Below are 16178 nucleotides of genomic sequence, written 5' to 3'. Positions count from 1 at the left end.
CCCTATTTGTTTAAAGTTGAATTTAAGAAAGTAGAATTTGCTTGTATTTGTTGAAAGAACCATTCAACAATAAAGCCAAAGTGCGGTATTAATTTTGATTCTTTCCACAATTCACTTTGGCTGAAGTTTGTAAAGTTATCCACAAAGAAGAGCAATGCAGCAACAATCAACACACCTCTCAATAAACCAAAACATGCACCTAATACACGATCTGTACTACTTAACCCTGTTTTGTCCACTAACTGTCCAATTGTATAATTAACAATAGCGCCAACAATTAATGTCGCAATAAATAAAATTGCAATCGCACTACCATTGCGGATATAAGGCGATTCAATCTGGGTTAAGTAATTAGCAAGATAAGGATAAAAATGGCTTGCGACAAGAAACGCACAGATCCAGCTCACTAAAGACATCACTTCTCGAACAAATCCACGTAATAAGCTCACGATAATGGAAAATCCAATAATAGCGATGATAATGTAATCAATCATTGGTAGCTCTCTTCTTTCTAAGAGTATATGAATTTTTTACCGCGCTATTCTACAAAAAAAGAAAACGTTTGCGTAGTTAAAAATTCAATAAAATTTAACAAATGCGAAAAAATTATTTTCACACCCCATCATAAAATAAAGTGAATGTTATTTTATAGTTCTTGCCAAAAATGGCTGTCTAATTTGCGTTGTGCTTTTTTGAGAACATCAGCTAAATGTTGATAAGTTGGCTGTTCTTTTACTAAGGGTACAGCTTCATTTACTTGTTTTAGACGTTCACAAATTTGATAAAACCAGACCGCACTTTCAGGCGATAATTTGGTTGCTGCCCGTTTGCCCAACCAATATAACCCTTGAATGGGAATGAATAACGCAAAAAGCCCTGTTATCACTGCCACAGCCAATGCGGCAATTTCTTGTTTAGCATAGAATTGTTGCCAAACTACTGAAAATACAGCTAAAAATGGCATAAATTTCTGTGCAAATAACGTTGCTTTAATAATACGATTTTCAGGAAAAATCATTCCTAATTTACTTTCCAAAGGCCAAGTTTTTAAATAATGTTGCCCCTGTTTTAGAGTCGAAAAAAAATACATAATTATTTCATTTATGAAAAGAAAATTGAGACATAAAAATACCATAAATAGATTAAATATTCAGCTTTTATTCTGATAAACCCACTCAGCCTTTACAAAAAATGTTTAAAAATTCATAAATTTTTTGATGAAAGTCTCATTTTTGGCTTCTAGTGAATTTATTTTATCGTCCGAAAGGTGTATCCTATGGCAATCAGATTTTCATCTGCTTATTTGTTCAAGATGATCAAATAAGTTCTTTTAACTTAAAATCAAATTAATAGGTCTCTTATGTCTCAAAAATTAGTCCTAATCTTAAACTGTGGTAGTTCTTCATTAAAATTCTCTATTTTAGATCCGCAAACTGGTGATGAAAAATTATCAGGTTTAGCAGAAGCTTTTCATTTAGATGATGCTCGTATCAAATGGAAGCTACACGGTGAAAAAGGTAATGCTGATTTAGGTGCAGGTGCTGCACATAGTGAAGCACTTAACTTTATTGTGAACCATATTTTCCCATTAGATCCATCATTAAAAGATGATATTGTTGCAATCGGACATCGTATCGTTCACGGTGGAGAGAAATTCACTTCTTCTGTTGTTATTAATGATGAAGTTGTTCAAGGCATTAAAGACGCTGTTCAATTTGCCCCATTACATAACCCAGCTCACTTAATTGGTATCGAAGAAGCATTTAAAATGTTCCCACATTTAAAAGATAAAAATGTGGCTGTTTTTGATACTGCATTCCACCAAACAATGCCTCAACAAGCTTATTTATATGCTCTTCCATACTCTTTATACAAAGATCATGGTGTTCGTCGCTATGGTGCTCATGGAACTAGCCATTTCTTCGTTAGCCAACAAGCAGCAGAGCGTTTAAATGTACCTGCAGATCAAGTTAACGTAATTACTTGTCACTTAGGTAATGGTGCGTCAATCGCCGCAATTCGTAATGGTAAATGTATCGATACTTCTATGGGTTTAACACCATTAGAAGGTTTAGTAATGGGTACTCGCTCAGGTGATATAGATCCTGCAATTGTATTCTATCTACACGATAACTTAGGCTTATCAGTAGATGAAATCAATACATTATTGACCAAAAAATCTGGTTTATTAGGATTAACAGAAGTAACAAGTGACTGCCGTTATTCAGAAGATAACTATGATAAAGAAGAAGCTGCAAAACGTGCTTTGGATGTATTCAGCTACCGTTTAGCAAAATATATCGGTTCTTATATGGCTGTTATCGGTGACCGTTTAGATGCTATCGTATTTACTGGCGGTATCGGAGAAAACTCATCACTTGTACGTGAGTTAACATTAAATCACTTAAAACTATTCGGTTATAGCGTAGATGCTGAGAAAAACAAAGCAGCACGTTTCGGTAACGAAGGTGTGATTACAACAGATAACACTCCAGTAGCAATCGTAATTCCAACAAATGAAGAATTAGTGATTGCTCAAGATACAGCTCGTCTTTGTATCTAATCAGAAATAGTAAACTGCCGATCTTTCGGCAGTTTCTGTTTTAATAAATAATCAACAAGTTAAGGTTTATTATGTCCCGTACAATTATCCTTATTCCAATCAGCTCTGGTGTTGGCTTAACTAGCATCAGTCTTGGTTTAATTCACTCATTAGAGCAAAAAGGCGCAAAAATTGGTTTTATGAAGCCAATTTCTCAACCATACTCTGGTGAGGATACTATTGATCGTACAACATCTATCGTACGTACAAACACCTCATTAGATACAGCAGAGCCATTTATGTTAAGCGTGGCTGAATCATTAATTGGTCAAAATCAATCTGATGTTGTATTAGAAAAAATCGTTGAAAATCATCAACAATTAGCAAAAAATAATGACATCATTGTCGTTGAAGGTTTAATACCTACTCGTAAACACAGCTATGCGAATAGTATTAACTATGAAATTGCACAAGCACTCGATGCGGAAATCATTTTAGTTGCTGCGCCTGCAACTGAAACGCCTGCGGAATTAAAAGAACGCATCAAAGCAGCTGCATCATTATTCGGTGGCAAGAATAACCCTAACTTATTAGGTGTTGTAATCAATAAGTTCAATGCACCAATCGATGAATCCGGTCGTACTCGCCCAGATCTCGCAGAAATTTTCGATTCATTCCAACATACACAAAACCAAGTTTCTGAAATTTATCACTTATTTGAGAAAAGTCCAATTAAGGTACTTGCATGTATCCCTTGGAGTGCTGAATTAATTGCAACACGTGCTAGCGACTTAGCAAAACATTTGGGTGCCGCTATTATTCATGAAGGTTTAATCAACGAACGTCGTATTCGTGGTATTACATTCTGTGCACGTAACTTAACCAATATGGTAGATCACTTCCGTGTAGGTAGCCTACTAGTTACTTCTGCTGACCGTCCTGATGTTCTTGTTGCTGCATCATTAGCAGCAATGAACGGAGTGGAAATTGCGGGTGTACTTTTAACTGGCGGTTATAAAATTGATGCTCAAATCAAGAAATTATGTGAACATGCTATCGAAAGCACAGGTTTACCAATATTCCGAGTTGAAGGTAATACATGGCAAACTGCATTAGCATTACAAAGCTTCAATTTAGAAGTACCAGTGGACGATAAAGAACGTATCGAAAAAATCAAAAACTATGTGAGCGAACAAATTGATACTCAATTCATTGATTCTTTAGTTGCGGCATCTTCACGTTTACGTCGTTTATCTCCACCAGCCTTCCGTTTCCAATTAACGGAATTGGCTCGCCAAGCGAAAAAACGCATTGTATTACCAGAAGGTGATGAACCTCGTACAGTGAAAGCGGCTGCGCTTTGTGCAGAACGAGGTATTGCAGAATGTGTACTATTAGCAAACCCAGATTCTGTAATGCGTGTTGCTGAAGCCCAAGGTGTTCAATTAGGTAAAGGTATCACAATCATTGATCCTGTAACTGTACGTGAAAACTACGTTGCTCGCCTTGTTGAATTACGTAAAAACAAAGGTATGACTGAAGATTCAGCGCGTGAGCAATTAGAAGATACTGTAGTATTAGGTACAATGATGTTAGAAGCAAACGAAGTTGATGGCTTAGTATCAGGTGCTGTTCACACAACTGCAAATACTATCCGTCCACCAATGCAAATCATCAAAACTGCGCCTGGTAGCTCGATTGTTTCTTCAATCTTCTTTATGTTATTACCAGATCAAGTATTAGTTTACGGAGACTGTGCTGTTAACCCAGATCCAACAGCAGAACAATTAGCTGAAATCGCAATTCAATCAGCAGATTCTGCAAAAGCATTTGGCATTGATCCAAAAGTAGCGATGATCTCTTACTCAACTGGTACATCTGGTAGCGGTGCTGATGTTGAGAAAGTGAAAGAAGCGACTCGTTTAGCAAAAGAAAAACGCCCAGATCTTATCATCGATGGTCCATTACAATATGATGCAGCAGTGATGGAAGATGTGGCTCGTTCAAAAGCACCGAACTCACCTGTTGCAGGTAAAGCAACTGTATTTGTCTTCCCTGACTTAAATACAGGTAATACCACTTATAAAGCGGTACAACGTTCTGCAGACTTAGTGTCTATCGGACCGATGTTACAAGGTATGCGTAAACCAGTGAACGACTTATCTCGTGGTGCATTAGTTGATGACATTGTGTACACAATTGCGTTAACAGCAATCCAAGCAACACAATAAGCAGCTAACACTTGTTAAAAATAAACCGCACTTTGTGAAAGCAAAGTGCGGTATTTTTTTACATAATTTTAGAGAAATCAAGTTGAATGACTTACTTAGAAAGCATTATGTTTTATAAACCTTTCAACGTTTCTAAAAAGGCTAAACCAAAATCACGACGCCAACCTATTAGTAATTCAGGCAATGCATTTGGATCCTCTTGTTCTATCCAGTACCATTTAATTAAACCATCTAACATCCGTTTACTTGCGATTACTTCTCTTGCTAAATCCATAGGTTGCAAGGTTTTCAATTGTTGCTGTAGAAGTTTTAAAGCTTTTTTATAGCGAGAATCATCCACTACTCGCGTAATTAAATTTGGATAATGCGCCTCCTCCATTCGATTCGCTTGTGATAAAAGATGTAAGATTTTTTTACCGTGAATTCGTACTTCCAATGCCGTTAAACCGAGTGCTAACAATTCAGAAGTATGTTTAGGATTGTTTTTCGCTACTGCCCATAAATGCTCACCTCTTACCACAAAATTCAAGGCTAAATCACGTTTCATTGCATCTTCTAAACGCCATTTAGCTAACACTTTTAAACGCATTAATTCTTGCTGATTTAAGCGCCAAGCATTTGGAATATTCAAATAAGCGAATTCTGGATCTTTTCCCTGCTCTCTTTTGGCCAATAACATTTCACAATCATTTTCGACCGCACTTTGCCAAGGAGTTTGTTGCAAATCTTGTTGCATTCGTTGATAAAGAGGCAACAAATACCATACATCTGCTGCAGCATATACTAATTGTTTATCTGATAAAGGGCGAGCAAGCCAGTCTGTTCGAGAGGCACCTTTATCAATTTCAAGTTGAAAATAATGTTGGATAAGAGTTGCTAGCCCTGTCGAATTTGGAAAACTTAAAAAGCTAGCCATAATTTGCGTGTCGATCATTGGTGTTGGCATTTGTTGATAGTAATGTTGAAACACCTCTAAATCTTCACTGCAAGCGTGTAGTACTTTTAAAACATTTTGATTAGCTAACAAGGCGATAAAAGGAGAAAAGTCTTGAATACTTAAAGGATCAATTAAACTCACCCGTTCGCCATCATATAATTGAATAAGCCCTAATTGAGGATACAGTGTACGAATTCGAACAAATTCTGTGTCCAAAGCAACTACACTTTTTTGTTGAGCAAAAACGCACACATCAGCTAATGCTTGATCAGTTGTAATGAGCTGAAAGTGCGGTGGATTTTTAATTTCTTTTACTTGTTTGTTCATCTTAATACGACAAATTGGGGGCATTAAACGCCCCCAAAAAAATGAAATGAATCATTATTCTTCTTCAGCAGGACGTTTTGCCAACTCTTCGTCACGTAACACTCTACGTAAAATTTTTCCAACATTACTTTTCGGTAATTCGTCACGGAATTCAATATCTTTCGGAATTTTATAGCCAGTTAAATGTTGGCGACAATGTTTACGTAACTCATCTCGAGTTAAACTATCATCTTTTTTGACTACAAAGATTTTAATAGTTTCGCCAGAAACTTCATTTGGGACACCGATTGCGACTACTTCTGCCACTTTATAGTTCAACATTACAACGTCCTCAATTTCATTTGGGTATACGTTGAAACCTGATACTAAAATCATATCTTTCTTACGATCGACAATACGTAAATAGTGGTCAGAATCCATCACCACAATGTCACCAGTTGCTATCCAGCCATCTTGGAGCACTTCTGCTGTTGCTTCAGGACGTTGCCAGTAACCTTGCATCACTTGTTCGCCTTTCACCCAAAGCTCACCTGCTTCACCTAGTTCAGCTTCTGTGCCATCTTCTCTAATAACACGAACATCAGTATTAGGCACTGGCACACCAATACTACCGTTGTGTTTCACCATATTAATCGGGCAAGCAGCAATCAATGGTGAACATTCAGTCATACCGTAACCCTCAATGATGTTACAACCCGTTGTTTCGTGCCAGCGAGTTGCTACAGATTGTTGAATAGCCATACCGCCACCTACAGATAATTTCAGTGCTGAAAAATCAATTTCTTTGAAATTTTCATTATTTAATAAGGCATTAAATAATGTATTCACACCTGTGATAGCAATAAAGCGGTGCTTCTTCAGTTCTTTAACAAAACCATCAATATCGCGAGGGTTAGTAATCAAAACTGCCGTAATACCTAACTCAATAAATAATAGACAGTTTACTGTCAACGCAAATACGTGATAAAGCGGTAGTGCAATAATTGCCTTACGTTCTCTTGAACGATCACCTACGAAAGGCTCTGCGATCCAATTGGCTTGGAAAACATTCACAATAATGTTGCCATGAGACAGCATTGCACCTTTTGCAACACCTGTTGTGCCACCTGTATATTGCAAAAATGCGAGATCTTTGCGTTCTATTTGTGGACGAACATATTGACGGTGTTTACCCACACTCAATACTTCACGGAAAGTTACTGCATTAGGTAATTTGTATTTTGGCACTAATTTTTTAACGTACTTCACGACAAAGTTCACTAATGTACGTTTACCAAATGAAAGTTGGTCACCCATACGAGTTAAAATAACGTGTTTAACATCTGTATTAAAAACAACTTTTTCTAAGGTGGACGCAAAGTTTGATACAACAACAATGGCTTTTGCTCCACTGTCTTGTAATTGATGCTCAAGTTCACGTGGTGTATAAAGCGGGTTCACATTCACAACTACCATACCTGCACGCAACACACCAAATAATGCGATAGGATATTGCAATAAATTGGGCATCATTAATGCCACTCGGTCACCACGTTTAAGTTTTAATTCATTTTGTAAATAAGCAGCAAAAGCTCGGCTACGTTCTTCTAATTTACGAAACGTTAAAATTTGTCCCATATTGATATACGCAGCACGGTCTGGATGCTCACGCACAGCATTATCAAACATATCAAGCAACGATTCATATTTTGAACAATCTAGCTCGCGAGGCGAACCATCTGGATAATTCTTAAACCAAGGCTTTTCCATCTCACATCCTTATTCTTTTTATAAAATATTGGAAATTATAACGTAAATAATTCTCTTCTGTTAACTAGAAATATTGTGGTCATTATTGTTACAGTCAATTTTTCGCTCAACTTTATCTTTAGCCGGATAGAAAACACTCAGAATTGCGCCTGAAATTGCTGCTGGAAAAAGAAATAAACTGGTATCCTGTACCTCACCCTTAGAAAGCACAATAAAAGTCAAACCGGCAAATAACATACCTATAACCATAGTGACTAAGGTGCTTACCCAACTACGAACTAATCTTAACCACAGTATAGTGACTGCCCCAGTTAAGGTAGCAGGCACTGTACCATAAATACCACCTAAAATAGCAGCAAATGCTAATTTTCCTGACCAGTCATTTACGTAACCAGAGTAAATCATTTCAATACTTGTAAAAATGAACATGATAGAAAAACCACCTAATGCTCCACCCAATAGAACAAATGCGGCAAATACTAACCAATAATACTGATTTAAGGCAGGCTTATTATCCATAGTTAATTCTTTATCCGTTAATAAAATAATAGGTTAGTATAATACATAACGTAAACGTGGCTCAGGTTGCCAGAATGGATAGCCCCAACCACGACGGCGACTTTCTCGCCAATCTGCCATTTCATCAGGATCGTAATAATATTCTTGGACGAGTTGCCATTGCTTATAATACTCAGCATTGACTACCGGATATGAATAATCTACTTGATCAATCTTACCTTTCTCTTGTTTTTTCAGCGTGCCTTTAACCGTAATGTACTGGTCTTTTAACACTTCCGGATCAATAAACCCATCAAGATAGGCAATAAAACGGCCATTCGTTTGTGCAGAAAGTTGTGGCTTAGCGGATAAAGATACCAGTGGTAAACTTAAAATCTCAAGTCGCATTTTGCCAGCTAAGGCTTGTGCAGATAAAATCTTTCCACCAAAACGTGCTTGTTTACATTGGCAAGCATAATCCTCTAGTTGGACTTTATCTAAATGCTGTAAGGTAAAATCATCTCGCTCTAATCCTTTAGGTGGCATGATACAACCTGTTAGCAACAATGCGCTGAAAAGTGCGGTCATTTTTTTCATTATTTACCTCCTTACATAAAGAACATTTTCCTCGTTTATTCACGACCTGGTAATTTTTGCCAAGTCACTTCATTACGTAAATAAATTGGTTCAATCTCTAATGCGCTGAGTATTTCTTTCTTGTACCATTTTGGTAGCGCTAACGAGAGCATATATTGCGCTGAAGGCAATAAAATTTCAGTTTCACGATTTTCAATAATCGACGAGAATTGTGCATAAGCAGACCAACCTGTACCAACTGTTTTCCAATCTTCTTCTAAATGTCCAACTTTTACTAACACTTTTTCAGGACTAGCTACTTGTTCTTCAATTACAGTTTGCCACTCAATAAATTCTTGTGAATTTAACCGCACTTTTTCCGCTTTTAATTGTGTAAAATACACTTCATTCATTCGAGCATCAATGGCAGAAAGCACTTTTTCTACCCTGAGCTGTTCATAAGCAGCTTGTGCCATTGTTGTTAAATTAGAAATAGGAATAACGGGTAAATCAGCCCCCAAGGCTAAGCCTTGTGCAATGCCAGCCCCCACACGCACCCCCGTAAAGCTACCGGGCCCGCGACCAAACACCAAACCATCAACTCGTTTTAATGAGATCCCCGACTGTGAAAGGATTTGGTCCACCATTGGCAAAATACGCTGTGTATGCGTACGCTGAGCTAATTCATCTAAAACTGTTTTTTCGCCTTTATAAAGCAATGCTACAGAACAAGCTTCGGTTGAAGTGTCTAAGGCTAATAAAGTCACATTGTTCATTGTTGTTATCCATTATTTGTATTCATCAAGAATTGTATCACTTTGTTCAAATCTCGGGTACGTTTTGCATTAGGCAAACTTTTCAAAAACGTTGCACCATAAGTACGCATGACCAAACGACTATCGCAAATAATCACCGCACCACGATCTGTCACATCTCGAATTAATCGTCCTACACCTTGTTTTAAGGTAATCACCGCCTCTGGCACTTGAATATCATTAAAAGGATCGCCTCCTTGCAATCTACAATCTTCGATACGCGCCTTTAATAAGGGGTCATCAGGGGAGGTAAATGGCAATTTATCAATAATCACGAGAGATAAAGCATCACCTCGCACATCGATTCCTTCCCAAAAACTGGAAGTTGCAACTAAAACAGAATGTTCTTCCAAAATAAATTGATCGAGTAATTTGGCTTTTGAGGTTTCACCTTGCAATAAAATCGATAACCCACTATTTTCACGAAAATATTCTGCTAAACCACGCATCATTAAATATGATGTACACAGTACAAAACAGCGCCCTCTATTTGCTTCAATCACAGGTAATAACATTTGCGCTAACTGTTTCATTGTATGATTTTGATTGCTACTTGGTAAATAACGAGGCACACATAATAAAGACTGTTCAAGATAATTAAATGGGCTCTGTAGAATTTTTTGTTCCGCGCTCATAATGCCTAAACGCTGGCAAAAATGATCAAATGTTCCCCCCACTTCTAATGTTGCTGAAGTGAAAATCCACGTACTTTCTCGCTTTTGCATTTCTTCACCAAATCTATCTGCAACGGTTAATGGTGTGATATACAAACCGAACTGACGACCAACTGTCTCATACCAATAACAATAGCCTGTAATTTCCGTTTCAGATAAGCGTTTTAATTGAATTTTTACAGCCTCTATACGTTCAAAAATGCTATCTAACGTTTGTGAACGACCAAGCACTAATTTGATGACTTGCGATACAAACTCAAGCTTATCTATCAAATGCTCAAAGCCATTTTTGACCACATTTTGTGACAATATCTCTCGCCAGTTGCCACGAATATTGCTTTCACCCAATAATAAACGGAAATCTTGTACACTTTTAAGCAATTGATCCGATGCCACTCCTAATTGCGCCATATCTTTCACTTCAGTGCGGTAAACAATATTAATATCTTTGCAGATTTCAAACAGTTGACGAGCAGTAATCGACTGACCAAAATATTGGCTAGCAATATCAGGTAATTGATGTGCCTCGTCAAAAATCACGATTTCTGCTTGTGGAATCAACTCACCAAATCCTGTTTCTTTGACTGCTATATCGGCAAAGAACAAATGATGGTTGACAACTACCAAATCAGCATTTAATGCACGTTTGCGCGCTGCAGCCACATAGCAATCAGTATAATTGGGGCAATCTGCACCTAAACAACTTTCAGTCGTACTAGTGAGTTGTGGCAAAATAGGACTATCTTCTGCTAACTCAACACATTCTGTTAAGTCGCCCGTTTTGGTGGAGTTATTCCATTTTCGTACTTTTGATAAATCAGCCAATACAGAACGATCACCAAGTACGCCTTGTGCAATCAGTTGATCCAAGCGTTCTAAACACAAATAATTTGAGCGCCCTTTAAGTAAGGCAATTTTACCTGTGTAATTTAATGCTTTTTTTATAGCGGGAAGATCTCGATTAAATAACTGATCTTGAAGATTCTTTGACCCTGTAGAAATAATGGTTTTTTTATTACTTAATAGCACTGGTGCAAGATAAGCAAAAGTTTTACCAGTACCAGTCCCTGCTTCAATAACTAGTGAATTTTTGTTGTTGATTGCTTGTCCAACTGCTGTGGCCATTTCCAATTGTTCAGAACGAGGGCGAAACCCCTTGATACTTTGGCTTAACGCACCTTGTTCAGAAAAGACCTTGATTATTTTATCAATATTCGCCATTATTTTTCAGATTCATATAAAAATTGCGACATAGTGTATCAGATTTTATGTCGCCACTAAATAATACACTGAATAAAAAAACAGTATAAGAGGTCCTATGAATAGCTCAATTCAAGCCAAATTTATCAAGAAAATTGCCCCTTCATTAAGTTTAGTTGAATATAATCAAATCCCTGCACTTTCACTACAACATCCTGTAGGCTCAGCATTAATTGCATTACAGGGAGCGCAATTACTGCAATGGCAACCTGCAGCAGCAGAACAAGGAGTACTTTGGTTAAGTGACGTTGAACCCTTTCAATTAGGCAACGCCATCCGTGGTGGCGTCCCCATTTGCTACCCTTGGTTTGGAACAATAAAAAACCCATCTCACGGCACTGCACGCATTCGTTTATGGCAACTAATAGATTATCAAATCGCTGATGAAAAAGTGCGGTTAGAATTTGGATTATTTTCTGAAGATCTTCTAATCGAAGCAAAAATCACCATGATCTTTAGTGAAACTTGCGAGTTAATTTTTACTCATTACGGAGAGAAGGAAGCTCAATTAGCGCTACACAGTTATTTTAATGTCGGTAATATTGAACAAATCGAAGTGCACGGATTGACAACAAACTGTTTAAGTAATCTGACTAAACAACAAGAAACCGTTCCCTCACCACGCAAAATTGCTGAAAATGTAGATTGTATTTATCAAATTAATAATGCACAAAATACCATCATTGACCCTGTGCTACAACGTCACATTAAGATCGAACAACAAAATTCCAGTGATGTTGTACTTTGGAATCCTTGGCATAAAACGACCAGTGGAATGAGTGAAACAGGCTATCAAACAATGGTTTGTGTAGAAACTGCTCGTATTTCCAAACCATTACAACAAAGTGAACAAGTATCAGTCTTATTCAAAGTAAAATAAAAAGTGCGGTCTCTTTTATAAAGTTTTGTCTATTAAAAATGAAAAGAAACGATAAAGTCTATCGTTTCTTTTTTATTGTCGCTTTATTTATAATTAAACCCAACCGAGCTGAGTTAGAATCATTAGCCCCAAAGAAGATGTGATAATAGCGCCTAAAGTTGTCAATGCAATGACGTTTGCAGCATTTGTACCATCACCCCCCATTCCTCTCACCATTGTATATACTACCGTTGCCATTGGTGTTGCTGCCATTAAAAATAAAATCCCCATTTGCATTCCCGACAAACCAAAGAGTTTGCCAACAATCACCATAAAAATAGGTGCGATCAAGACTCTCGCAAAACTCCCCCACATCACCACTGACGATGAAAAAAATGAGCCTTTAATACGAATACTTGCGCCAGTACAGATCAAAGCTAGTGGTAAGGTCATACTAGCCAAATAATTACCAGTAGTTAATAATGTTTTCGGTAAACTCAATTCCAACACATTCACAATATAACCTAGCACAATGGCGATAATTAACGGATTTTTCACTACATTTTTTAAAACTTCCCACCAACTCACTTTACCTCTTGCAAAAGATCGACTTAAAGTAATCACGCCTAATACATTAAAAAGAAAAATAGTCGCTGCTGCATAAATTGAAGCTGGTGCCAAACCCGCCTCACCATAAGCATTAATACAAAGTGCTAAACCTAAAATGCCGTTATTACCACGATAAACCGACTGCACAAAAGTACCTCGCTCTTGTTTTTCAGGTATGTATTTAGCCGCAAAAAGTTCAGCTGATACAAATAAAATCAAGGTACCTACAATACTGGCCAAAATAGGAAGTAATTGTGAACGATAATCGACAGGATTACTAATGATATTAAGGAAAAGCAAGAATGGTAAAGTGATCATAAAGATGATTTTTGTCGCTTGTCCAGTAAATTTATCGTCAATCATTTTGCGTTTACGTAATACGATGCCCAAAACTAACATAAACACAGTAGGCATTGTGACACTCATTGAAAACCCAAAAGAAGAGAAAAAATCGGCATTATTCATTGTTATACGACCTAATCTTGAGTCAAATGACTTTATATAAATACAATTTACGGTTAAAATTGCTCAATTGAGTTGTATTCGGTCAATTTTACAAAAACTTTTCAAAAATAGACCGCACTTTCTTTTACTAGGATAAATTATGTCAATTACATTATCTACTAAACAAAAACAATTTTTAAAAGGCATTGCTCATCATCTTAACCCAGTGGTAATGATTGGTAACAATGGCTTAACTGAGGGCGTATTAGCCGAAATTGATAACGCACTTGAACACCACGAACTCATTAAAGTGAAAATTGCAGGTGCAGATCGTGAAGTTAAACAGTTAATCATTGATGCTATTGTGCGTGAAACAAAGTCAACTGCAGTACAAACTATTGGACACGTTCTTGTACTTTACCGTGCAAGCAAGGAACCGCAAATTCAATTACCACGTAAATAATCAAACAAAAAAGCTATGAACTTTAAAATTCATAGCTTTTTTATTATAAGTTTTGTTTAAATCAGCTTCTCTCAATGATCAAACGTAGTTTACTTCAATGATTTCAAACTCAACTTTGCCACCTGGAGTTTGAATAGCGACAACATCATCAACTTCTTTACCAATCAAACCGCGTGCAATTGGTGAATTTACTGAAATTAAACCATCTTTGATGTTTGCTTCATCATCGCCCACGATTTGATAACTCACTTCGTCATCGGTATCTACATTTAACAACACTACTGTAGCACCAAAAATCACTTTGCCATTATTTGGCATTTTGGTCACATCGATCACTTGGCAATTAGACAATTTTCCTTCAATCTCTTGAATTCGACCTTCACAGAATCCTTGTTGTTCACGTGCTGCATGATATTCCGCATTTTCTTTCAAATCACCGTGTTCACGCGCTTCTGCAATCGCTTTAATAATTTCTGGACGACGGGTGTTTTTTAAGAAATCAAGCTCTTGACGCAATTGTTCTGCTCCACGTACAGTCATTGGAATTTGTTTCATAATTGTGTATTTCTTCCTTTATAGATAAAACAAAACTGCGGCATCGTAAAAACGATGCCGAAGTTCAAATTAAAATTCTTGTTTAATGAGAAAAGGATTTACTCCCTCAGATTCAGGTACTATTATTGTTCGTCTGAAAAAAAATAGCAACCACCAAACTCATTCATTATGTATAAATCATCTTCTTTCTTAAGCGCACTTTTTCCTACTTATAAAACTGTGCTAGTCACTAAACTAGCCCTTTTTTGTTTATTTTCTCCGTTTGCTTACACAAGTGTTGATGTTTCCTCGCTAAATCAAGTTTTACCTGACGGTACAAGCTCCAGTGTTATTGCTAAAAATTTAACTCGCAATGAAATTATCGCTGAACATCAAGCAAATACATTTATGCTACCCGCCAGCACTCAAAAAGTATTAACTGCACTTACAGCTAAATTAGCATTAAGTGATGAATTTCGTTTTGAAACCAGTTTATTGACCAATGGGAAAGTACAAGGTAATACATTAAAAGGTGATTTAATCGTTCGTTTTACAGGTGATCCTGATTTAACAAGCGGTCAACTCTCAAATTTACTCGCACAACTCAAAAAACAAAAAATTACTAAAATCACTGGTAATTTAATTTTAGATACCGCTGTTTTTACTAGCCACGATCGTGGATTAGGTTGGATTTGGAATGATTTAACAATGTGTTTTAATGCACCTCCAGCCGCAGTGAATATTGATAATAATTGTTTTTATTTGGAACTCGATGCGAATCAAGCTATCGGTGAGTCAGTTAAAATTAATATTCCAGCACAATATCCAGTACAAGTGTTTGGACAAGTGTATGTAGCAAGCCAACAAGAAGCTCCTTATTGCCAATTAGATGTAATGGTAAATGACAATAACCGCTATCAAGTCAAAGGTTGTCTTGCTCGCCAAAATAAGCCGTTCGGGTTGAGTTTTGCGATACAAGATCCTAGTGCTTATGGTGCGGCGATGATTCAACGCCAATTAAAACGTTTAGGCATTGAGTTTAATGGCAAAGTGCAAACACCGTTAATGCAACAAAAAGGACAATTGCTAGCACAGCATTTTTCAAAACCATTACCTGATTTAATCAAAAAAATGATGAAAAAATCGGACAACCAAATTGCAGATGCACTTTTCCGTAGTGTGGCATTTCATTACTATAAACGCCCTGCGTCATTCCAACTAGGCAGCCAAGCAATGCGCCAAATTTTACATTCAAAAGCGGGAATTAAATTGAGTAATAGCATTATTGCTGATGGTTCAGGACTTTCTCGCCACAATTTAATTTCAGCGAATTTAATGTTACAAGTACTCGATTATATTGCGAAAAACGAAGCTACATTGAAATTAATGGACTCATTTCCAATCGCAGGCGTTGATGGTACTCTAAGTGGGCGAGGATCGCTAATTAATCCGCCACTCGTTAAAAATGTTATTGCCAAAACTGGAGCGTTAAAAGGCGTTTATAATCTTGCTGGTTTTATGACAAACTCACGAAATGAAACCCTAGCATTCGTACAATTTATCAACGGTTATTCCACGGGGGACTTCGAAAGTAAAACAAAACGTGCGCCATTAGTGCAGTTCGAAAGTGGGCTTTATAACACTTTGTATAAGGAATAAT

15 protein-coding genes are annotated in these 16178 nt (G+C 37.0%); 5 read left to right on the top strand and 10 right to left on the bottom strand.

Annotated elements, in window-relative coordinates:
• Positions 1-2 precede the first annotated feature (2 nt).
• Both CKV78_RS03355 and yfbV read right to left on the bottom strand, forming a co-directional pair.
• Complete coding sequence (locus tag CKV78_RS03355) at positions 3-494, bottom strand: CvpA family protein (RefSeq protein ID WP_005762075.1); 492 nt, start codon at positions 492-494, stop codon at positions 3-5.
• Positions 495-646: 152 nt separating this feature from the next.
• Positions 647-1090, bottom strand: a complete 444-nt coding sequence (gene yfbV / locus CKV78_RS03350) for a terminus macrodomain insulation protein YfbV (RefSeq protein ID WP_032855126.1) — start codon at positions 1088-1090, stop codon at positions 647-649.
• Between the two features lie 270 nt (positions 1091-1360).
• Between yfbV and CKV78_RS03345 the strand changes: the two genes are divergently transcribed.
• A complete protein-coding gene (locus tag CKV78_RS03345; RefSeq protein WP_005762072.1) occupies positions 1361-2563 on the top strand; it encodes an acetate kinase in 1203 nt (400 codons plus the stop codon).
• 71 nt (positions 2564-2634) lie between these two features.
• Entirely contained in the window at positions 2635-4773 is a 2139-nt protein-coding gene (pta, locus tag CKV78_RS03340) for a phosphate acetyltransferase (RefSeq protein ID WP_005762071.1), read from the top strand.
• 112 nt (positions 4774-4885) lie between these two features.
• On the opposite strand, the gene rnd is transcribed toward pta, so the two are convergent.
• Genes rnd through CKV78_RS03310 form a run of 6 tightly spaced genes read right to left on the bottom strand, consistent with a single transcriptional unit; the run spans position 4886 to position 11570 of the window.
• Positions 4886-6037: a ribonuclease D gene (gene rnd, locus CKV78_RS03335; protein WP_005762070.1), complete on the bottom strand. Its 1152-nt coding sequence runs from the start codon at positions 6035-6037 to the stop codon at positions 4886-4888.
• Between the two features lie 54 nt (positions 6038-6091).
• Entirely contained in the window at positions 6092-7786 is a 1695-nt protein-coding gene (gene fadD, locus CKV78_RS03330) for a long-chain-fatty-acid--CoA ligase FadD (protein WP_005762069.1), read from the bottom strand.
• Between the two features lie 60 nt (positions 7787-7846).
• Positions 7847-8305 (bottom strand): hypothetical protein, encoded by a 459-nt coding sequence (locus CKV78_RS03325; protein ID WP_005762068.1) that lies wholly within the window; start codon positions 8303-8305, stop codon positions 7847-7849.
• Positions 8306-8338: 33 nt separating this feature from the next.
• Positions 8339-8881, bottom strand: a complete 543-nt coding sequence (locus CKV78_RS03320; RefSeq protein WP_005762067.1) for a Slp family lipoprotein — start codon at positions 8879-8881, stop codon at positions 8339-8341.
• A 35-nt stretch (positions 8882-8916) separates the two neighbouring features.
• Positions 8917-9636, bottom strand: coding sequence for a tRNA (adenosine(37)-N6)-threonylcarbamoyltransferase complex dimerization subunit type 1 TsaB (gene tsaB, locus CKV78_RS03315; RefSeq protein ID WP_005762066.1), 720 nt, complete (start codon positions 9634-9636; stop codon positions 8917-8919).
• 5 nt (positions 9637-9641) lie between these two features.
• The gene (locus CKV78_RS03310) at positions 9642-11570 is read right to left on the bottom strand and encodes an ATP-dependent DNA helicase (protein ID WP_005762065.1); all 1929 of its coding nucleotides are present in this window, start codon (positions 11568-11570) and stop codon (positions 9642-9644) included.
• 97 nt (positions 11571-11667) lie between these two features.
• Here CKV78_RS03310 and CKV78_RS03305 point away from each other — a divergent pair, with 97 nt between their 5' ends.
• Positions 11668-12489, top strand: coding sequence for a D-hexose-6-phosphate mutarotase (locus CKV78_RS03305; RefSeq protein ID WP_005762064.1), 822 nt, complete (start codon positions 11668-11670; stop codon positions 12487-12489).
• 93 nt (positions 12490-12582) lie between these two features.
• Here CKV78_RS03305 and CKV78_RS03300 read toward each other — a convergent pair whose 3' ends face one another.
• On the bottom strand, positions 12583-13542 hold the full coding sequence (locus CKV78_RS03300) for an AEC family transporter (protein ID WP_005762062.1): 960 nt from the start codon (positions 13540-13542) through the stop codon (positions 12583-12585).
• 139 nt (positions 13543-13681) lie between these two features.
• Here CKV78_RS03300 and yhbY point away from each other — a divergent pair, with 139 nt between their 5' ends.
• On the top strand, positions 13682-13984 hold the full coding sequence (gene yhbY / locus CKV78_RS03295) for a ribosome assembly RNA-binding protein YhbY (protein ID WP_005762061.1): 303 nt from the start codon (positions 13682-13684) through the stop codon (positions 13982-13984).
• 78 nt (positions 13985-14062) lie between these two features.
• Here the strand turns inward: yhbY and greA are convergent, their stop codons facing one another.
• Positions 14063-14539 (bottom strand): transcription elongation factor GreA, encoded by a 477-nt coding sequence (gene greA, locus CKV78_RS03290; protein ID WP_005762060.1) that lies wholly within the window; start codon positions 14537-14539, stop codon positions 14063-14065.
• 168 nt (positions 14540-14707) lie between these two features.
• Between greA and dacB the strand changes: the two genes are divergently transcribed.
• A complete protein-coding gene (dacB, locus tag CKV78_RS03285) occupies positions 14708-16177 on the top strand; it encodes a serine-type D-Ala-D-Ala carboxypeptidase (protein WP_005762059.1) in 1470 nt (489 codons plus the stop codon).
• Position 16178: the final 1 nt, after the last annotated feature.

Origin of the sequence: Pasteurella dagmatis, from assembly GCF_900186835.1 — a bacterium.
GTDB classification, from domain to species: domain Bacteria; phylum Pseudomonadota; class Gammaproteobacteria; order Enterobacterales; family Pasteurellaceae; genus Pasteurella; species Pasteurella dagmatis.
The sequence above is the reverse complement of the archived record's forward strand: the minus strand, read 5'-3'. Positions and strand labels throughout refer to the sequence as shown.